Source organism: Paenibacillus sp. SC116, assembly GCF_024733555.1.
GTDB lineage: Bacteria > Bacillota > Bacilli > Paenibacillales > Paenibacillaceae > Paenibacillus_B.
Window position 1 is genome coordinate 389,438 of record NZ_JANIOF010000004.1, and the last position, 19,757, is coordinate 409,194.

Sequence of the window (19,757 nt, forward strand, 5' to 3'; positions counted from 1 at the left end):
GTTTCGTGACATTCTCCTGTGACAGTTATAAAATGGTAACGAGAAACACGATATAAGTGACCCATTGACACCATTGAGGAGGAGTACGATGAAAGCTGTTGTGGTTGAGCAGTATGGTTCGACAGAACATATGAAATACGTTGACGTTGATCTACCTTCTTTTCACTCCACACAAGTGTTAATTCGTGTGCGGCGTACTTGTGTAAATTTCGCCGATATTAAAGCTAGGCATGGAAACAAAGGGAAAGGCAAGCTTCCCTTCATACCTGGACTAGAGGCAGCGGGAGTCGTCGAACAGGTTGGGGATGAGGTGACCTCTGTACGTGTTGGACAGCGTGTTATCGCTTTTCCGCACAATGGGTCGTATGCTGAATATATCGTGGCTGATGAGAATTTAACTTTTGCTATCTCAGACCATATGGATGAAGATACTGCGGGAGCATGCGGCATTGTTTCTTTACTTTCCTATAGTTTGCTGGTCGAAATAGCTCGTATGAAAGCAGGAGAATCTGTACTTATTCACTCAGCTGCAGGTGGTGTTGGCACGACAGCGATACAAGTTGCTCGAGCGTTAGGTGCAGCGAACATTATTGGGACGGTAGGCAGTGTACACAAACTAGAAGCAGCCCAAAGCGCTGGTGCTGACTACGTATTGCATAATGAATCCGAGGACTTTATCGAACAAGTTATGCAGCTTACAGCAGGTCGAGGCGTAGATATTATCTTGGATTCCGTAGGTGGGAAGATAACAGAAGAAAGTATGCATTATCTCGCTCCCTATGGACGTCTTATCGTGTTCGGCAATTCATGTGGGGAGTATGGAGAATTGAATACAAAGAACTTTCATGCAAGCTGTCGCTCTGTGCTTGGATACAGCTTTGGGACGACGAGGAAAGAACGGCCTGAAAGTTTGCGCGAAGCAGTTGCACAAGTATTTCGACTGTTTGAACAGGGGAAGCTTGAGATAAACATTGGCAGCCGCTATTCCTTACAGGATGCTGCACTTGCGCATGAATTAGTCGAAAGCAGAAATAGTACCGGGAAAGTGCTCTTAGTGGTAGACTAGCAAAGAATCATAGATGAATATAGTTCTTTTACAAAGAGAGGGGGAGCAGGAGAAAGGTCTTGAAGCCTTTGAAAAGTACGAGATGAACGTTCAGAAATAAGGCTTTAAGAGATTCATGAGTGAAACTCCTGCGCATCTTTATGGAAATCATTTATATGGTTACGAATGAAATTCAAGCAGAAGATGTTTCACGTGTGTTCGAAACGTCTGGCATTAAGAGACCTTATCAAGACCTAGAAAGATTGCAACGAATGATGGAGAACTCGGATATTGTCATTACAGCATGGCATGATAGAAAAATGATTGGTATAGCGAGAGCTGTAACCGATTATTCATACTGCTGTTATTTATCTGATTTGGCAATAGACATAGATTATCAAAAAGGCGGTATTGGAAAGAAGCTCGTCAATCTTGTAAGAGAGAAGATTGGTGAGGAATGTTCACTCGTATTGTTATCGGCACCAGGTGCCATGGACTATTATGAAAAGCTTGGTTTTAGCAAGGCAGATAATGCTTTTGTCATAAAAAGAGTGAAATAGTGCAAGTAATTAAATATGTACATATTCAATACTGGCGTGGTAAAATATGTATCAATCATCGTGCTGTAGTATCCTGCATCCTGTGCCTTAGAACTGGACATCCTGGTATCCTTTTCTAAGGCTTTTTGAGTTTTCATCTGCCTGATGTATAGACATAAAGGGGGAATTCGATGAAGAAAAGCTTCTTGGTAGGGGCGTTGTTCGTTCTGCTCGTTCTTGCAGGATGTACAAGCTCGACATACCCTGAGGATGATGCTTATCATGCTCAATGGGACTACCCGTATATGTATGTTGGACAAGGTTTGGAGACTGCGCGAACGGAAAAAGGCTATTATTTTTTACTCAATAATTTGATTTATTTTATGAAACACGGTGACACGAAACCGCAATTAATCGATTCGCGAGTCGATAATAAGTGTGCAGATAGTCCAAACCGTAGCAATTGTTTAGCGTATGTACAAAGAACACATCGTACGTATAAGAGAGGAAATACATTTATCGATCCGCCGCGTTTTTTGCAGTATTATGATTCTAAACTATATGTGTTGGAGAACGATCGGAATCCTGAAAAAGAGAATGAACGATCATACTTAACATGGAAACTAACTAGCATGGATGTTGATGGTAGCAATCGTAAAGTTGTGAAGACATTTGAAGCTCCGCCAGATTGGTTAGCCTTGCATCGCGGTTATCTTTATTATTCGATTTGGGAGGACAATAAGGACGGTAGTGAACAAGCCAAAGTATTGAAGGCAAAGCTTACGGCACTCGACAAAAGTCCAGAAGTTCTCTATAGCGAAACGGATAACATTATGTCAGTTATGACTATTACTCCTTATGGGAATCAACTGTATTGGACGATACTCGCAAAAGATAACTATAAAACTCAGCGATATGATTCTCTCAATGGAGAGATAAAGACCCTTTTTGATCGCAAGGATGGAAGCTATAACTTCTTACTAAGTATTTCAGAAAACAGACTTTACTTCTCTTATTTATACCGGGAAATGGAGGACAAGAGGTCTCACAAATTGTATTCATCTGATCTTCATGGCAAGAACATCATAGAGGAGAAGATCGAATATCCTCCGGTCTTTTCGCATATGTACAAGGACAAGAATTACGCTTACATTCATCCTTCTGCAGGTTATGTTCGTTCCTCCAAATTAGACATACCGGTAACTATGAAAATTTTCAAGCAAAATAAAAAAGTTCATGAAGTGGATATGTCTTCATTACCGCCAGATCCTGATCTTGTCGCGGGTGACGAACGTTATATGTTTATGCGAATCAATAAAGGTACAAACAGTTCACTATTGTATTTGGATAAAAGTCAAATCGAGTCCGGACAAGCTGTATTTAAGCCGTTGTTAGGTGTCGAGCCTGTTAATTGAAAGATAAAGTTTGTAACATCCGTTGTAACTATCATTTTATTACTAGGAGATGACTATAATGAGTGCACAATTTGAAGCATACCAAGCAACTATACAAGATTTAGAGGCAGTAGCAGAAATATTCGATCAATATCGTATATTTTATGGACAACAGTCAGATGTAACCCAAGCCCGTGCCTTTTTATTTGATCGGTTTGAGCATCGGGAATCTATTATTTTCATCGTAAGAGATAAGAGTACGAGGGCAATTGCTGGTTTTACGCAGCTTTATCCTGTCTTCTCATCTATCTCAATGGAGCGATCTTTAATTCTAAATGATTTGTACGTGGGTGAATCGTATCGTAGACAAGGAATAGCACAACTCTTGCTGGATGAAGCGAAGCAATATGCTCAGTCGATTAAAGCGAAAGGCCTTGAGCTGTCCACAGCGATTGATAATAAGCAAGCCCAACGTTTGTATGAGCGAAATGGATATGGCCGTGACGAAGATTTTTATCATTATTACTTAAGTGTAAAAGGAAATGAGACTGTCTAATATAAGGGATTTGTTAGCTAGAGGAATACATGGGAGAGGAATGTGGATGCATGGTACTGTTTCAAGAACAAGAACTTTCTATTAGGGAACTTGAACGTGGAGATGTTGATTTACTTGTGAAATGGTTATCAGATCCTGCCGTACTCATGTACTATGAAGGTCGTGATCGTCCACATGATAAAGAGATGGTCATAGAAAGTTTCTTCGGTGATCAAGAAGCAGATGAGGCGCGATGTATCATCCAATATCAATCCAAAAATATTGGATATATTCAATTTTATCCGATAGGTGAAGATGAAATTAAGAAATATGAGTATGAGTCTTATAATGGCCGAGTTTATGGGATGGATCAGTTTATTGGGGAGACAGATCATTGGAATCGTGGGATTGGTACTCAACTCATTCAAGCTATAGTTGCTTATCTCATCGATCATAAGGGCGCGACGAAAATAGTAATGGATCCACAAGTTCGCAATGAACGAGCGTTGAGAGTGTACGAGAAAGCGGGCTTTGTAAAGAAAAAATACTTAGAGAAGCATGAATGGCATGAGGGCGAACTGGGCGATTGCTGGCTGATTGAGTATGATGTGAAAGCATAGTCTATAGGGTGTAAACGAAGGATCGTCCATTGGGGACGGTCCTTTTTAGATAAGGAGGGCTCTTATGTAAAAGGGACTAGCACGTTAACTCGAACGATGCTAGTCCCTATTTTTATCTGAAAGATATAGAAGTGATTATTGCAGCTGCCATAAAGATGGAACGTTTGCAGGCTCCCAGCCTACGAGCGAAGTATGCGGTTGGCGACATTTATAGACAGCTCCGTTATAAGAAACAAGGGTACCTGTCGTATAAGCTGTATTCGGTGTCCACGCAGGAACAGTTGGTTGAGCTGTAGTTGTACCTGTCACTGTGCTAGCTGGCGACTGATTGCCAGACGCGTCTAAGGCAACTACGTTAAACGTATAGGATGTGGATGGTGAAAGCCCTGTTACCGTGTAAGAAGTTGTAGTGGCAGATACGGTTGCTACTAAAGCAGTGCCGTTGTAGACACGGTAATTTGTTACACCGATATTGTCAGTGGAAGGATTCCACATGAGCTGAATACTATTACCTGTTGGCGTTCCCATGACATGCAGATTGCCAGGTGCAGTAGGTGGGGTATTGTCTGGTACGAGCGGATTGGTCGTGACGGTTATGCTGTTGCTATCTGGGGACAGATTTCCTGCGGCATCGAATGCTTTTACTTTCAGCGTATATGCTGTATTTGGTGATAATCCAGTAACATTATAGTTCAGGGTGCTTCCGGAAACCGTTCCTACAAGTGTGGAACCAGAGTAAACATTGTATCCAGTTACACCTACAGCATCTGTAGATGCGCTCCACGTTAATGCAATACTATTAGTAGTTTTGGATGGAGATGCTAGTGCGCCTGGAGTAGTTGGTGCAGTCGTATCGACTGGATTGGAGCCGCCAAAGTTTACATCGATAACATTGTAGAAGGCGTTGCCCGTGTCAGCGATTTCCCAAACGGCTAGAATGACATGATATCCAGAGCGGGATGGAACATTACACGTATCTGTATAAGTTGCAGGCGGTTGAGTACGGTTATAAGGGACATCGCAGAATGGCGTCAGGTCGAAGGAGTTGCGGCTAAGTGCGGCATTTGGATTCCAGTTTGGTTTCGTAATATAGTACTTCCAACTTGCTGTTGAATGTCGTGCAGTCAGCGTCCATTTAAATGTGTTGGTTCCAGATGAAATATTTACTTTCGCCCAACGAGTGGAAGATTGTTCATCAAGTTTTGGGAAGATACCGCCTGCACTGGCTATTTTTCCATCGGCAGGTCCAGCAGCGGGGAATCCTTTAGGTGCTTCTAAGCTTTGCGGCTCATATATAATGGCGCCACAATCTGTATTTTGTCCTAGTTTACACAGATAGGCTCGGCTAGCTGGTCCATCTACATAACCGTGCGCGGACACCTGTTGAGAGAAAAGCATGAAAGCGAGCAGTGCAACAATTGCTGCGCCACCCCCAATGAATAGATGTTTCAGAGTGAAGCGAGACATACTAAACGTTTTGTACATTAAACTACCTCCTCGAAATATGGGTTTTGATTTATTTGCTTCTAAGTCTTATCACTCCTCCTTTCCACACACCATTCTATTGAACAGGATTGCATAATATGAGGGCAATTTGAAGATTTAAGTCAAAAGCTTGTACCCAAAAATTTATAAATCGACGAATAGTATCATATAGCGAGGAAGTAATTACAGGAATTTACTTTCGAATTGCCGCGGATAATAGCTTAGCGGTAGATTGTGTGCGATCTATTCACTTTGAAATAAAGAAAACGGAATGAATTTTGAAAAAGAAATGATATTTTTCCTCAATAATTAGTGGCTAAGTAAAGTTGAACTTTATAAAAATGTTATAGATTAAGGTTTTGATTGTGTGTAGGTAAAAAAAGTATATTTGTACCAATAAATCAAATTAGTATATAGAAGTTAGCGGCTTAAAAGATTGGCATCGTATCAATAAGTTACATTTATTGGTCGTTTTTCTACGAAAATGATCTTTATATAATGATAAATTCCATTCTAATTGCCGGTTTGTTAAGGGTGGACTAATTTCCCCTGTGGTATATCTCGTGCTCATGTAAGTGACATGTTCAGATATTACATTTGACCATGGAGCTGCTTTAGTAGAAGGGGGGATTGGGATAAAATGATGCAGGTTAACGTTCCAATGGTAAAGAGGTACGTCTGATATGCAAAAAAGCTGTGTCCAGCAGTACTGGAAACAGCTTCTTGTGTGGAGTTTACTGCCGATTGCTAATCATTCAAATAACGATATAGTTAGAAAACAGTTTGCATTTGCGAATTACGTATTTAGCTGAGTAATAGAAACATCATCAATCGTAATATCTGCACCCAAAGTGCCGGATACTAACTGTATTTCTAAATTGCTAGAAGTAGACCCTGAGTTTCCGGGGATTTGAATCGTTTTTGTAAACCGTCCGTAGGTGGTCATGGGTATACTCGTAATAGGATATACGATAGTTGTATTTGCCAATCTTAAAATAACTAAACCTAATGTGGAAATTACATTTCTACGTATCCAAATAGTTAGTTGATAATTTCTACCTCTTCGTAATTGGGTAATTCGTTGCTTCAACGTCATCGATGTATTACCTATACATTGCATTCGTGCAGCCTGCAAGCCACTATGAGGATTAACTGTTGTAACAAATATTTCGCCTGAAGGTGTTTTCGGGCCAGGATCCCAAGGAGCTAACGTTCGGTTTTCAAATCCACCATTTTTTACAGCAGCTTGGGTAGGAAGTGGCAGCAAAAAAGGTTTACTTTTGGGGGATGGTGGCAGAATTAAGCCTTGATTTTTATGCTTACGGACAGCTTTTCTATTATTTATTTTTCTACTTGGCATATGGGTGCTCTCCTCAGAGTTAATAAGGTTCCAATCTATGATTATCATATTCACGTTTCTGGTAGAGGTGGTATAAATAGATAGTTGGAAGAGACAATCATGAATGAGGCTGAGATCTGCTGTGCAAGTAAGGAAGTTTCTTGCTAGTAAGTACGAACGATAATAGGTCAGCGCAAAAGGATCGACAGGGGGACTCTCTGTGCGATCCTTTTTATTTTGTAGGAAACCAAGAGAGATAACATTCCTATTACATTTGCAAATAACTTTAATGTTCTGTTAACAGCCATTTGACACAATACGAAAACAAGGGGATTACAATTATTTTGTACGAAAATGGTGTTTTACATCAAATATGGAGGTGCAATTTATAGATTTAAAGAAAAATTGAGCATTAATTTAAAAATATAGAATTATTGATTCTGATTGTGTTTATCAAAATAATCTACCATTCATATGCGAATAGAGGTGCCTGGTTCATGTTGAAATCCGCTTCTAAACATTTATCTGCTATGCTTTGCGTCGTTATTGCTTTTATGGCTATTTTTCAGGCTGTTCCTGCTCGTGAGGCTAATGCGGCTAATCAAACTATCACGATGGATAAGCTGGCTTACATAGAGGGCCAGCCAATCACGCTCTCTTATACAGGAGCTTCAAAAAAAGATTGGATCGGCTTATACCCGAAAGGCACCGCTCCTCAGGGCAGCAGTCCTTCATTAACATGGAGCTATACGGATGTAACGGGCCAGCCTGATGGCAAGCTAACATTTACAAAAGCATTACCGCCAGGTGAATACGAGGCGATCTACATGGAGGACGGTGGTTATAACATTTTTGAACGTGTACCGTTTGCTATTATTTCGTTGAAATCGCCAGAAAGCATGAGCTTCGTGGATACAGATTCCGATCCTGATCAAGTAGCAGGCGATGTGAAAATTAAAAATCCAGCGGATGTATCCAACATCCTCAACTACAACCTGTATTGGGGCAATGATGTTGGTAAGCTGCCTGGTCATTCAGTTATCGCTAACATACCATTGACGGTAACTGGTGCAACGTATGCGGAGTATGAAACATATACATTCGCACCTGATACTTCGATTCCGAACGGCGCTACGAAACTATTTGCTTATTCCCAGTCATTAGCGGGCGAATCGGCAGCAGGCGTTGAAATGGCCATTCCTGGTGTGCCTGTGAAGAAGCCACTAGTTAGCTTTGAAGTCATTACGGATATGCATATTACGAACAACAAGAACCATGTTCATAACAAAAATATTGAGGATGCGCTGCAAGATATCATTGCTTTGAATCCAGATAGCTCCGGTCTGATGATGGTCGGGGACAATACCGAAAATGGCACGGAGTCGGAATATAAGGAACTTGAACGTATTTTCAACCTATATAAAAATGATCTTCCAGAAACGTACTTTGTACAAGGAAACCATGATGTCCGTTGGAGCGATTGGGGCAAGAGTTCCGAGTTGTTTGCAAAGTACACGAATATGCAATCGAATTATTTTGACGTATGGATTGATGGCTATCATTTTATTTTTATCGGTACAGAAAAAGGGCTGAAGGATTTCTCTTATTTATCGGAAGCGCAGTTAAAATGGTTGGACGAGAAGCTGGCTGAAAACGCGTCTAAGGACAAGCCTAAATTCATTTTCCATCATCAGCCTTTGAAAAATACAGTCGCTGGGGCAAACGAAGAAAGGCTTAAAACGAACTATTGGTATGGTGTGAGACAGGATACGGAATTGAAGAAAATTTTGACGAAGTATCCGCAATCCATTTTGTTTAGCGGTCATACCCATTGGGAATTGGGTGCCCAGGATACGATGTACAATGCGAAGTATGCGACGATGTTTAATGCAGCAGCAACATCCTATTTGTACACGGATGAAAATAAGAGCAAGGACGGAAGCCAAGGTTATTTCGTGGAAGTTTACGATGATAAAGTGCTGGTAAAGGGTAGAGATTTCAGAAATGATAAATGGATCCCTAATGCACAGTTCGAGGTAAGTGTTCCGGCACAGATTCCAGTTGTCGATCCAGCAAATGACCCTGACTTAACGTTGAGCAATCCAACGATCAAGATGGTCAAAGGAGCCTTCACACCAGCGGAAGCGGTACAAGTGGCTTATACAAGCTCGGTGAGAGAAGATTGGATCGGTATTTTCCCTGAAGGTACGGTATTAAACAAGTCCGCGAAACCAATCGCGAAGCAAAGAACGAGCAGCGTCCAACAGCCTAACGGAACGATAACATTCGCAGGCTTGAACCTTGCACCAGGCAAATACGATGCGGTGTATGTTGGGGAATCGGAATACCGGACAGACAATGATAACTTGGAGCTTGGACGTGTAACATTCGAGGTATCGGACAAAGTGGTCGACCAATTGGAGGCTCCGCAAGCGTTAGCATTCACGGATACGGATACGAATGTAGGTAAGGTTGGCGGCGAAGTTGGAATCACACAAGCTGTGAACGAAATGAACATTGAGCAATATGTGTTGTATTGGGGTGATGACAACGGCAAGCTTGCTGGCCTTGCTCCAATTGCATCAGTTGCGAAGACAGGTGGAAGCATCGGGTATACGATTCCTGCGGGAACGAGCTTGCCACTTGGGGCTACGAAGCTGCTTGCTTTTTCCGAGGGTAAAGGTAAAGAATCGATGACTTACGCAGAAGTAAGTATTACGGATACAGGTGTTGCACCGCCCGTCGAGCGCCCGTTTGTCGTGACGAATGCAGCAATGAATGCCAATACAGCAATGGTTGATGCAACGGTGTCGTTGAAGCCAACTGGTAAATTGGACAAGGCTGTTGTTGTCTTCCAGCTGATGAAGGGTAACACACCGATTAGCCTTGCAGCCTATGAAGCAAAGGTGCCGGCTGAAGGCAGCACGTTTAATGCCAAATTTAATGTGAACCGCAAAGACGGCTATCAGGTTCGAGTACTGGTTGTCTCCGATTTCAGCGCTGACTTGACGAATATAGGTACACTGCTTGCTGAGCCTGTAACACTGAAATAAGGTGCGTATTGCCGCAAAACTGTGCATTTCAGCGCAATTTTGCGGCCTAAACAAACGAAGAAAGAGGAGATTTGCTTGGGGAACAAGAGAAGCTTTATTTCCTTCATCATGGTGACCATGCTTATGGTATCTATACCAGTTGTGGTAGGTGCCAAGGAAGCGGTGCCCGTGCTAAAGCTGGATACATCTACGAAATACCCTGGCGATGCGATTCACATAACCGGAGCATCGCCGCTCAGCGATGTTATCGTGAAAATAGTCCGTCCAGATGGAACCGTACTGTACTACAATGCTGTGAAAGTGACACAAGGCGCATATAAAGATATGATCACACTACCAAGTGATGCGATGCTAGGCACTTACACGGTGATCGTTGGTCAGGGTGGACCGGATAAAGTGACGCAGCAAACGTTTACGGTTGCGAAGAAGTCGGATGGCGGTTCTGGTTCGTCAGGTGGCTCTGGCAACGGAAACAACGGTGGAACGCCACCTGCCGAAAAAGCTGATATAACCGTTAATGAGAATGGAAGCGAGATTACAGCTATTATTCCATCTTCGGCTATGAATGTTACGAAAGTGAATGAAAATGGAGCATCTTTAGCAAAAGTCACTGTAGATAAAACGGTGCTATCCGCAGCGTTCGAAGCATTGAAGGCTAAACCGAACGAAGGCGGAAAAGCATTGGTTGTTGGGGTCACGGTTCCTGATCAGGGCAGTGATGTCGAGGGTGCTAGGGTAGAGCTTCCAGCGGGTGTGCTGAAAGATGCTCAGAGCATAGTCCCAAATTCGTTTGTTGCCATTCAAGCACACGGAGCATCAATCGAGCTGCCGATTAAGGGTATTAACACCGCTCAGTTAGAGCGTACCTTGAACAGTTCCGCTGCTGACATGAACATTGTTGTAACGACGAGAACGATGACCTCGCTGTTCACGGAGAAAGAGAAACAAATCATGTTGAGCGATGGAATCACTAAAGTGTCAGAGCCCATTTCCTTTAACATCGCGGCCGCCACACCTAACGGCAAGCAAGTGACGATAGCAACGTTAGGCAACAATGTTATTAACAAAACGTTGAGTATTAGCTCAAAGCTCAACATCGATTCGAAAAAGTCGACGGTTGTAGCTGTCGATCCGACTACGCGCAAGATACGCTTTGTCCCAGCTGTGTTCCAAACGTCGGTAGATGGCGTAACGACAGTGAATATTAAGCATCACGCAGCAAATGAAATCTATATGGTCGTTTCATCCCAACCAGCATTTAAGGACACGGCTGGACACTGGGCGCAGTCGTCCATTGAGCATTTGGCGGCCAAGCAGATCGTCAAAGGAGTTGGTATCAACAGCTTCGATCCAAATGGGCAGGTTACGCGTGCTGAATTCGCAGCGATGCTTGTCCGAGCGGCTGGATTGAAAGACAGTTCTCCGCTTCAATCGAATGTCTTCAAGGATGTCCGTGTAGATGACTGGTTTGCTGGCGCTGTGCAGACGGCGGCAGAACTTGGCTTGGTGAAAGGGATGCAGGATGGCTCTTTCCAACCAGATGCGCCAATATCGCGCGAACAGATGGCTGTCATGATCGATCGATTCATGAAACTTGTTGATACGGAACTGCAAATGATGCCCGAGAACGCCCTAGCGTTGGGGAATTATTATAGTGATGCTAGCCATATTAGCAGTTGGGCGCAGTCGTCAATGGAACAGCTAGTATCCAGTAAGTTGATGGTTGGCCTAACCGCAGATAAGCTCGCTCCGAAGGAGCAGGCGACAAGGGCGGAAACTGTAAAAATACTAGAACGCTGCCTTCGTTATGCGGAGCTGATTAATTAGTAATAGATATCATGCCTTGGAATTTGATCTCACACATCCTTTTCCAAGGCATTTAATTTATATATGCCGATCTGCATGCTCTATTTGCTGCGCTAATTGAATGAGTAGTTTCATACCGTCTTTGATCTGCTGCTCATTTATATACGAATAACTTAAACGAATCCAAGATTGCAGTTCCTTAGTCGGATCGCAAATGGAACCAGGAACAAATGATATCGAATGCTCGATGCCTTTAGCTAAAAGCTTTTCCAAGGAAAGCGTTTCGGGAAGTTGAATCCACAAGTTGAGACCTCCATCAGGGCTATCCCATTTCCAATTCGTTACCGAAAGAGCTTCTTCCATAACGGTTTTACGGATGCTTAACGCAGTTCGAAGCTTCGCAGTATGCTGTTGCAGACGTTCGGACATAAAGTAATGCAAGAAAATTTTCTGGTTTAACAATGGTGTTCCATTGTCCGCTAATGACTTTATGGTCAGAAGATGCTTCATAACCCCTGGCTGGCAGCAAATCGCGGCAATCCGCAGTCCAGGTGCAATGTATTTGCTAAAGCTGCAAATATAAATGACATAGCCTTCCGTACTGTATGAAAATAAAGGCAGAGGAGGCTTGTGTTGAAAGTAAATATCATGCATTGGATCGTCTTCGATGATTAAACAGCGATACCGTTCGGCGAGCTCAACGAGCTTCTTCCGCTGTTCAGCTGGGACGGTGTAGCCTGTTGGATTATGAAAAGTCGGGTTAAGGTAGAACAAGCGTGGCTTAAACTGTTTCATATAGGTTTCTACCTGTTCCAGATCATATCCATATGGATAAATATCAATCGGAATAATTTGCGCTCCTTGATTTCTGAACATATCAATGGCAGCGCTATAAGTCGGGCGTTCCATGAGCACCACGTCCATAGGCTGGACAAGCATTCGTGCTAACAAATCAATTGCCTGTTGGGAGCCTGATGTGATCATAATGTCATCTTGAGTCAGATGAAATCCGTATTTGTTGGTGAAAAAGTGAGACAGTGACTGCCGCAGTTCCTCATCCCCTTGGGGCGTGGAATAGGTGCTAAGCATTTTCGGGTAGCGTGTCACAATATCGATCATGGATTCGGAAAAATAGCGATTAGGCAGCAAACTCGGATCGATAAGCGCATACGAAAATTGATAGTTCGCAGGTACGCGATGGATTTCGGATAGGTGACTTTTATGTACATAGGAAAATACGATGGGACTTTCCAGATTGTCGAAAGGCATTGTTACACCAGGTTGAACGTAATAGCCAGATTTGTCTTTGACGTAAACTTTCTTTTCATCCTTAAGCTGCTGGAAAGCTTTAAATACAGTTAGTCGATTGACCTTCATTTCTTCTGCAAGCACGCGAACCGATGGCAGCTTATGATGTTCTGGCCATTCTCCACGTTGGATTCGATTCCATACATATTCGTATACAAGTCTACGCAGCGGTTTTCCTTGTGATCGGTCCAATTCAATATGGTTCATGGCGAAATGCCTCCTTATGTAACGAACTCTTATTTCGCTTGCATGTACCAAATCTGTTCTATTCAAACTAAACTGTTCTATCATCGCCTCATTATAATGATGTCAAGTGTACTGTCAAGGAGGCATATGGATGATCGTCGTAAATTTTGTTTTGATGTGTATCGTATTTGGTACGACTTTTTTGGCAATCAAGGTAGGTGTGGATGCTGGTGCCCCTCCTTTCTTTTCAGCGGGTAGTCGATTTGTAATGGCAGGCTTCTTGATCCTTATGTGGATGGCTTGGAAAAAGAAAGTGAGCTTTACGCTGCTGCTACGTAAAGAAATGTGGTTGATTGGACTAGGACTCACGTTTGGCACCTTTTCCTTGCTGTATTGGGCAGAGCAGTATGTGAGTTCAGGTACTGCCGCTATTCTTTCCGCAACAGCTCCAATCGTCATGATATTGCTGCAGACGGTGATGTATCGAGATCGTGTGGAGAGCAGAAAAATAGTCGGCAGCTTTATCAGTTTGGCAGGGGTAGTTGTGCTAGTCCTTCCACAACTATCGCTAGGAACAGACAGTGTGTGGCTGCTGGGATGTATCGCTATTTTAGTTGGACAGCTATTTTATGCAGGTGGTGCTTTGTACTCTAAAAAAGTGATAAGCCGTTTTTCTGATACATCACCAATTGCACAAAATGCGGCACAAATGCTATGTGGTGGAATACTGCTGCTCCTATTGTCCGTGTTTAGCGAACGTATTCATCTGGAATCACTGCTATCTTTAGAAGTGATTGGTTCTCAGATCTATTTAATCGTCATTGGGTCTATGGTGGGGCATACGATCTTTTATTGGCTTGTCGCACATACGAATCCGCTGTTTCCTTCCATGTGGCTGTACATTTCACCATTTATTGCAGTTGGAATCGGTAGCCTTCTCTATAACGAGGTATTATCCATTTATACGATAGTAGGAGCTGTGGCAACGATTGTTGGGATTGTATTTGTGAATACGGAGTTGCTTGGCGGACGTAAGAAAAAGGCATTTCTAGCTAAGGGGATATCATCAGAAAGAGCTGCTCATGGACAATCCAAAGGATAACGGATCGTAATCGTAAGAGGGATGAGAAAGATTGTAAACCCAGTTGAAGGAGGAATACGCTTGAGCAAGCAGCTAATTGTACATAATGAAGTCGTTATCGATGCACCAGCTTCAGCAGTCTGGGAGGTGTTGGTGAATCCGCAATATATCAAACAATGGGATGATTTGCCCGAGGGCTATGGAAGCGATCATCTTGCACTGGGAGGCGTCATTGATTGGGCTGGATACTCCAGATTAACGGTCGTGGAATTTGAACCACAACAACGTCTACGGCTTGCCCTTTACGTACCGAAGTGGCCGCATCCTGCTGAACATTATAATATCGGCTATACGTTCACCCTTTTACAGCAAGGTGATCACATATTGCTTACTGTAGAGATTGGGGATTTTGCTGCCATTCCAAATGGGGATTCCTATTACGAAGAATCGGTGAAATTTGGCAATAAAGCCGTGCAAATAATAAAACAATTAGCAGAACAAATACCACATAGATGAGTATAAGCATGAAGGGCATTTGATTTCATAAGGTCAAGTGTCCTTATTTTTTTGAAACGATTAGTAAAGTAGGGAGGTCTGCAATGAAGTACTTTCCATACGATCAGTATATCGCTCAACATACAGAGACAACGAGTGATGAAGAACTCGAACAAATTGAACAGAGATGGCAGCAGAATGGAAAACAGTACAGTGAGATCTATCAATCGCTGGCTGAAAGGCTGCCTGAGGAGGTATACCGTCATTTTAGTAAATTAGGATTTCATGGTTACCGCCTATTAAAAGTGGATGTCGAACATGAAAGTCTCCTCCGTTCGAATGCCCATTTTACGTTGTCGCGTAATGGTGATAATATCGAAAATAGCCCGCAATGGATGTTAAGCTGCGATAACATTTCCTTCTTTCAATTTGAACATCATAACTATGACAATCCAAGACCGATTATGCATCCTGAGAAAGATAATTGGTTGTTTGAAGAGTTTACCCCAGTTGATGAATCTACGATATCATTGGAAGTTTTATTTGAATCTGGCGGCAACATCCGCATCCATTTTCCCGATAGATCAATACGAATAGAACGCATCAAGTAAATGTAATCGGCTCTATAATCATGAATACATACGAAAAAAGGGTTAGGGAAGCTTCCGTTTGTAGGGGTTTCTCTATTTTTTAGTACGAACATGAAAGGAAGTGCGAGCTATGGCATTATTAGGTATAGTCATCGCTATCGGTATCAGCTTTATTTCTGTTTATATTGCAGGTCCAATTGGCGGTGTAGTGGTTCCAGCTATTATGTTTGGTCTCGTATTCAGCACGTATTTGAGAACGAAGGAAATCCAAGAGGATTTGAAAATGATCAAAGCCCATTTTGGCCTCGTGAATGAAGCGGAAAAGGCAGAGATTCAAATGCAGCAGCAGCTAAGAAATTTGTATGAAAATGAGATAGATAATAAGAAGTACAGCCCAGAAATGGAAAGAGTCAATCGTGAAATCGAGCTGGAATTAGAGAAATATCATGAGGATCGCAAGGATTAGAAAGATAGAGGTAAGAATGCGGAAGTGCATCAACGCTTCTGCTTTTTTATTTTAAAAAATGGAAGGGAGGACTAATTTTACAACCCAAATTCATTCAAATATGGTACAGTGTAGATAACAGCAAGAGAATACATGACGTACGCCAAATCTCGCAGAGGAGCGATTCGTTCATGGAAAGAGTAGTAACAAAAGAAACGATAAGGGATCTAAAAGGGATTAAGATTGTATCAATAGGATTAGCCATTTTTGTACTCATTTTAGCCACCTTAATCATCGACCAACCCCCTCAACCCAAAGCAAGTACAGCCCCTGTTAAGGAATTCTCAGCAGAAAGAGCCATGCAGCATTTACAGCAAATTGCAAAAGATATTCACCACAGCGGCTCAACGCAAATCGAAGACGTCCGACAATATTTAATGGCAGAGTTAACGAAATTAGGAGTCCAGCCATACACGCAGCAAGAAATAGGGAGAACCTATGACAATCAAACGGTAGATTTACATAATATTATTGGTGTACTAAAAGGTAAGAGCAGTGGTGGTAAAGTTCTTGTGTTAATGAGTCATTATGATTCAGTAGATATGGGACCAGGAGCTAATGATGCAGGTACAGGCGTAGCTGCTTTGTTAGAAGCAGTGAGAGCGCTTACGAGTAGTGAACCACTCCAAAATGATATATGGATCGTACTTACAGATGGAGAGGAGATGGGGCTGCAAGGAGCGAATGGCTTTTGGAAACGAGCAGAACATTTAGAAAAGATTGGCCTCGTCGTAAACTTTGAGGCTCGTGGTTCAAAAGGCGCGTCGTTAATGTTTCAGACAAGTGAAGACAACGGAGTGCTAATCGAACATTTCGCACAAGCAGCGCCAGAGCCTGTTGCTAACTCCTTCATGGGTGATCTTTATCGACTGCTCCCCAATCAAACGGATTTAACAGTATCCCTTCGTGCAGGAATTCCAGGAATCAACTTCGCTTATGTCGATGGATGGACCGCTTATCATACACCAGAAGATAATTTGGACAATGTTGATCTATCCACATTGCAGCATCATGGCGAAAATGCATTAGCGATGGCCCGACAATTTGGAAATAGCAATCTTGAAAATATGCGTACTTCAGATCATGTATACTTCAGTTTGTTTGGCCAACTTATTCACTATCCTTCCTCGCTAGTTGTTCCGATAACCGTTATTTTATGGCTCGCATTCGTAGCTTTGTTGTTTGTTGCATCCAGACAGCAGCATATTAGATTGCGAGGGATGAATACCAGCTTGCTTGCCATCATTGGCAGTGCTCTCCTGTCACTTGCGCTATCCTTTGTACTGTATCAACTTGTGTATATGCTTTGGGCTAACAAGGTCACGTTGTTCAACGGCGCGACATATGATGCTTATTTATATCACATTAGCTTCTTATTATTAACCCTCCTCGTTCATGGCTTCTTAATGAAAAAGTTACATGATCGTATCAATGAGCTGGAAATGATGCTGACCGGCATGTTGTTCTTTCTCCTCTTGCTTACTGCATCCGTCATCTGGCTCCCAGGGGCAAGTTATTTATGGATGTTCCCACTCTTGATTCATTCCATCGTTATTGGCTTCTCATTGTATAAAAAGGATACGAAAATATTGAGCGGAGCTCCTGCCATGCTTGTAACGGCATTCGTCCCCGTGATATTGTTTACAACGTTGTTTCACTTATTGTTTATAGCAATGCCACCTTTCAAGACCATTGTGGTCACCATCATGTTGACGATAATAACAGCTCTGCTGAGTCCTATTTTTAGGTTGCTGTCATTCCATTATCGTTGGTTTGTCACCGTTATTGCTGTAAGTATCGTTTGTCTGCTTGCATGGGGATGGATTCATGCTGTACCAAGTGAAGAACGGCCGGTGTTTGAGCATTTATATGAACGTTATTAGTAGAATCTAACTGGAAAAGATGGATAGCTCACAATAGCAAACGGAGTGCAAAGATTTGAACATATCAGAGACAATAGATATATCTGTTGTCTCTTTTTTGTATTTTATTTTGATAATAGAGGAAATGAATGAAAGGTTTGTCGAACTGATAGGAATGACAGATGGGAGTTACGGCTGTCGAATGCAATGAGCGATACGTTACCTGCAATTCGTGCTTGAGCTTAAGATCATTGATTAGAGGAGACTGATTATGATTCTTGAAGTTGCAATTTTACCTATCAAGCCTAATTTGAATAATGAATTTGAAAGTGCATTTAAAGATGCATCTAAGATTATTAAAAGGATGAAGGGCTATATCAGTCATGAGTTACAGAAGTGTATGGAAGAAGATAATAAATATATATTGCTAGTTAAATGGGAAAAACTCGAAGATCACACGATAGGATTCCGAGAATCAGCAGAATATCAGGATTGGAAGTCTAAATTACATCATTTTTATAATCCTTTTCCGGTGGTTGAGCACTATACCAACATTGAATTAGTCTAATGTGAAACCAATCAAAGTGTGATAGAGGATTTTGGAAGAGACGTATTTATATTCGCTTATGTAACTGCATCATATAATATCGTATCAACGCTACTCATCTTAGCTATATTGCTTTCATCCATTTGAGTAACTCTAATGATTCATGTTTTGTGAATTGTTTAGCACATAAAAATCATTTCAAGACAGGTGAAATGCTATGACAATCAAAGCCATAATATTTGATCTTGATGAAACACTTACTGATAGAAAAGCAGCAATTGAAGATTATATAAATAGTTTGATTTTCAGATACTTTCCAGATTCTGATAAGGATATGAAATTAAGAATAATTGATCGATTTAGAGAAGCAGATAATAATGGATATCGAGATAAGAGCGAAGTATACCGAATGTTAGTTCAAAATCTTGATTGGGTAAACCCACCATCAGAAGATGAGTATTTAGATTTCTTTAGAGAAGAACTTCCTCGTTGTATCAAGCCAATGAATAATTTACATAGTGTTCTGAACTATTTTAAATCTAAAGGACTTCTTATTGGAATAATTACGAATGGAACAGTTACAGTTCAGAATAATAAGATAACCAATTTAGGAATCAGGGAATTTTTTGATACAATCATCATTTCTGAAGAAGTAGGGATTAAGAAACCTCATCAAGAGATTTTCAATATAGCTCTTAATAGATTAAACATAGCTTCATCAGACGCATGGTACATAGGAGATAATCCTGATAATGATATTATTGGGGCAACAGTAAGTGGGATCAGATCGATTTGGATTACTAGAGACGGTGAATGGAATGAAATGTACGAACATAAGCCATTTAAGACTATAAATAAACTAGAAGATCTAATAAATATATATGAGAATTTATGAGTAACTCGAAGAAGGGATCCCCATCTTATAACATCATATTTGCTTAAGGACTACCGCCCCTTGGTCTGCCCGAAGCAAATCCAGTCAGACAACCCTGCACTGGTTAACCGCATCGCGGTCGGGGCTAAGCCCCTAAATCCAGTGAGGGTTCGTGAATAGAACAACGTTATCGGAAATTACCGAAATCAAATAAGCAGGTGAATGCAAAGATGTACCAGATACGCTTATATCAAACAGATCGGCCATATGGTTGTTTTCTAATTTTTCCAGATATCCTTTAGAAATAAATGGTGAATTGCAGCAAACATCTGAGCATTATTTCAAGGAATGAAATTTGAAGGAACAGAAGATGAAGAAATTCGAATTCTGTAAGAGATCAGATTATGCGAACGGCTTTAATAGCAAAAGGCTATCGCCCTTCGATTGTTTAGATGTATAATCATGGAAGATATTCTGACAACAAATGCCCGAG

General features: G+C 41.7%; 17 protein-coding genes. 14 read left to right on the forward strand and 3 right to left on the reverse strand.

Annotated elements, in window-relative coordinates; genetic code table 11:
• Nucleotides 1-88: 88 nt before the first annotated feature.
• The 5 genes from NQ117_RS18060 (at nucleotide 89) to NQ117_RS18080 (ending at nucleotide 4,133) form a co-directional block, all read left to right on the forward strand.
• On the forward strand, nucleotides 89-1,066 hold the full coding sequence (locus NQ117_RS18060; RefSeq protein WP_258279396.1) for a quinone oxidoreductase family protein: 978 nt from the start codon (nucleotides 89-91) through the stop codon (nucleotides 1,064-1,066).
• Between the two features lie 119 nt (nucleotides 1,067-1,185).
• Nucleotides 1,186-1,605 carry a GNAT family N-acetyltransferase gene (locus NQ117_RS18065; RefSeq protein WP_375163090.1) on the forward strand — a complete coding sequence of 140 codons (420 nt, stop codon included), beginning with the start codon at nucleotides 1,186-1,188 and terminating at the stop codon, nucleotides 1,603-1,605.
• Nucleotides 1,606-1,775: 170 nt separating this feature from the next.
• A complete protein-coding gene (locus NQ117_RS18070; RefSeq protein ID WP_258279397.1) occupies nucleotides 1,776-2,999 on the forward strand; it encodes a DUF5050 domain-containing protein in 1,224 nt (407 codons plus the stop codon).
• Nucleotides 3,000-3,057: 58 nt separating this feature from the next.
• Nucleotides 3,058-3,534, forward strand: coding sequence for a GNAT family N-acetyltransferase (locus NQ117_RS18075; RefSeq protein WP_258279398.1), 477 nt, complete (start codon nucleotides 3,058-3,060; stop codon nucleotides 3,532-3,534).
• 50 nt (nucleotides 3,535-3,584) lie between these two features.
• Nucleotides 3,585-4,133, forward strand: a complete 549-nt coding sequence (locus NQ117_RS18080; protein WP_258279399.1) for a GNAT family N-acetyltransferase — start codon at nucleotides 3,585-3,587, stop codon at nucleotides 4,131-4,133.
• 135 nt (nucleotides 4,134-4,268) lie between these two features.
• On the opposite strand, the gene NQ117_RS18085 is transcribed toward NQ117_RS18080, so the two are convergent.
• Both NQ117_RS18085 and NQ117_RS18090 read right to left on the reverse strand, forming a co-directional pair.
• Nucleotides 4,269-5,618: a lytic polysaccharide monooxygenase gene (locus NQ117_RS18085; protein WP_258279400.1), complete on the reverse strand. Its 1,350-nt coding sequence runs from the start codon at nucleotides 5,616-5,618 to the stop codon at nucleotides 4,269-4,271.
• Nucleotides 5,619-6,414: 796 nt separating this feature from the next.
• Nucleotides 6,415-6,978, reverse strand: a complete 564-nt coding sequence (locus NQ117_RS18090; protein ID WP_258279401.1) for a carbohydrate binding domain-containing protein — start codon at nucleotides 6,976-6,978, stop codon at nucleotides 6,415-6,417.
• Between the two features lie 476 nt (nucleotides 6,979-7,454).
• Between NQ117_RS18090 and NQ117_RS18095 the strand changes: the two genes are divergently transcribed.
• Nucleotides 7,455-10,010 (forward strand): metallophosphoesterase family protein, encoded by a 2,556-nt coding sequence (locus tag NQ117_RS18095; RefSeq protein ID WP_258279402.1) that lies wholly within the window; start codon nucleotides 7,455-7,457, stop codon nucleotides 10,008-10,010.
• 75 nt (nucleotides 10,011-10,085) lie between these two features.
• Complete coding sequence (locus NQ117_RS18100) at nucleotides 10,086-11,837, forward strand: S-layer homology domain-containing protein (protein WP_258279403.1); 1,752 nt, start codon at nucleotides 10,086-10,088, stop codon at nucleotides 11,835-11,837.
• Between the two features lie 57 nt (nucleotides 11,838-11,894).
• Here NQ117_RS18100 and NQ117_RS18105 read toward each other — a convergent pair whose 3' ends face one another.
• On the reverse strand, nucleotides 11,895-13,331 hold the full coding sequence (locus NQ117_RS18105) for an aminotransferase-like domain-containing protein (RefSeq protein ID WP_258279404.1): 1,437 nt from the start codon (nucleotides 13,329-13,331) through the stop codon (nucleotides 11,895-11,897).
• A gap of 130 nt (nucleotides 13,332-13,461) precedes the next feature.
• On the opposite strand from NQ117_RS18105, the gene NQ117_RS18110 reads away from it, so the two are divergent.
• The 7 genes from NQ117_RS18110 to NQ117_RS18140 all read left to right on the forward strand — a co-directional run bounded on the left by NQ117_RS18110 (nucleotide 13,462) and on the right by NQ117_RS18140 (nucleotide 19,285).
• Nucleotides 13,462-14,412 (forward strand): DMT family transporter, encoded by a 951-nt coding sequence (locus NQ117_RS18110; protein WP_258279405.1) that lies wholly within the window; start codon nucleotides 13,462-13,464, stop codon nucleotides 14,410-14,412.
• Nucleotides 14,413-14,472: 60 nt separating this feature from the next.
• Nucleotides 14,473-14,907, forward strand: coding sequence for an SRPBCC domain-containing protein (locus tag NQ117_RS18115; RefSeq protein WP_258279406.1), 435 nt, complete (start codon nucleotides 14,473-14,475; stop codon nucleotides 14,905-14,907).
• Nucleotides 14,908-14,990: 83 nt separating this feature from the next.
• Nucleotides 14,991-15,497, forward strand: coding sequence for a hypothetical protein (locus tag NQ117_RS18120; RefSeq protein WP_258279407.1), 507 nt, complete (start codon nucleotides 14,991-14,993; stop codon nucleotides 15,495-15,497).
• A 109-nt stretch (nucleotides 15,498-15,606) separates the two neighbouring features.
• The gene (locus NQ117_RS18125; protein WP_258279408.1) at nucleotides 15,607-15,942 is read left to right on the forward strand and encodes a hypothetical protein; all 336 of its coding nucleotides are present in this window, start codon (nucleotides 15,607-15,609) and stop codon (nucleotides 15,940-15,942) included.
• Between the two features lie 170 nt (nucleotides 15,943-16,112).
• Nucleotides 16,113-17,864 carry a M20/M25/M40 family metallo-hydrolase gene (locus NQ117_RS18130; protein ID WP_258279409.1) on the forward strand — a complete coding sequence of 584 codons (1,752 nt, stop codon included), beginning with the start codon at nucleotides 16,113-16,115 and terminating at the stop codon, nucleotides 17,862-17,864.
• A 250-nt stretch (nucleotides 17,865-18,114) separates the two neighbouring features.
• Nucleotides 18,115-18,411 (forward strand): antibiotic biosynthesis monooxygenase family protein, encoded by a 297-nt coding sequence (locus NQ117_RS18135; RefSeq protein WP_258279410.1) that lies wholly within the window; start codon nucleotides 18,115-18,117, stop codon nucleotides 18,409-18,411.
• A 196-nt stretch (nucleotides 18,412-18,607) separates the two neighbouring features.
• Nucleotides 18,608-19,285 (forward strand): HAD family hydrolase, encoded by a 678-nt coding sequence (locus tag NQ117_RS18140; RefSeq protein WP_258279411.1) that lies wholly within the window; start codon nucleotides 18,608-18,610, stop codon nucleotides 19,283-19,285.
• The last annotated feature ends 472 nt before the right edge of the window (nucleotides 19,286-19,757 follow it).

Coding starts and splice junctions, on each gene's coding strand:
- NQ117_RS18080 (WP_258279399.1), top strand. CDS start 3,585: ATGGTACTGTTTCAAGAACAAGAACTTTCTATTAGGGAACTTGAACGT.
- NQ117_RS18060 (WP_258279396.1), top strand. CDS start 89: ATGAAAGCTGTTGTGGTTGAGCAGTATGGTTCGACAGAACATATGAAA.
- NQ117_RS18130 (WP_258279409.1), top strand. CDS start 16,113: ATGGAAAGAGTAGTAACAAAAGAAACGATAAGGGATCTAAAAGGGATT.
- NQ117_RS18110 (WP_258279405.1), top strand. CDS start 13,462: ATGATCGTCGTAAATTTTGTTTTGATGTGTATCGTATTTGGTACGACT.
- NQ117_RS18085 (WP_258279400.1), bottom strand. CDS start 5,618: ATGTACAAAACGTTTAGTATGTCTCGCTTCACTCTGAAACATCTATTC.
- NQ117_RS18120 (WP_258279407.1), top strand. CDS start 14,991: ATGAAGTACTTTCCATACGATCAGTATATCGCTCAACATACAGAGACA.
- NQ117_RS18070 (WP_258279397.1), top strand. CDS start 1,776: ATGAAGAAAAGCTTCTTGGTAGGGGCGTTGTTCGTTCTGCTCGTTCTT.
- NQ117_RS18095 (WP_258279402.1), top strand. CDS start 7,455: ATGTTGAAATCCGCTTCTAAACATTTATCTGCTATGCTTTGCGTCGTT.
- NQ117_RS18125 (WP_258279408.1), top strand. CDS start 15,607: ATGGCATTATTAGGTATAGTCATCGCTATCGGTATCAGCTTTATTTCT.
- NQ117_RS18140 (WP_258279411.1), top strand. CDS start 18,608: ATGACAATCAAAGCCATAATATTTGATCTTGATGAAACACTTACTGAT.
- NQ117_RS18075 (WP_258279398.1), top strand. CDS start 3,058: ATGAGTGCACAATTTGAAGCATACCAAGCAACTATACAAGATTTAGAG.
- NQ117_RS18105 (WP_258279404.1), bottom strand. CDS start 13,331: ATGAACCATATTGAATTGGACCGATCACAAGGAAAACCGCTGCGTAGA.
- NQ117_RS18090 (WP_258279401.1), bottom strand. CDS start 6,978: ATGCCAAGTAGAAAAATAAATAATAGAAAAGCTGTCCGTAAGCATAAA.
- NQ117_RS18135 (WP_258279410.1), top strand. CDS start 18,115: ATGATTCTTGAAGTTGCAATTTTACCTATCAAGCCTAATTTGAATAAT.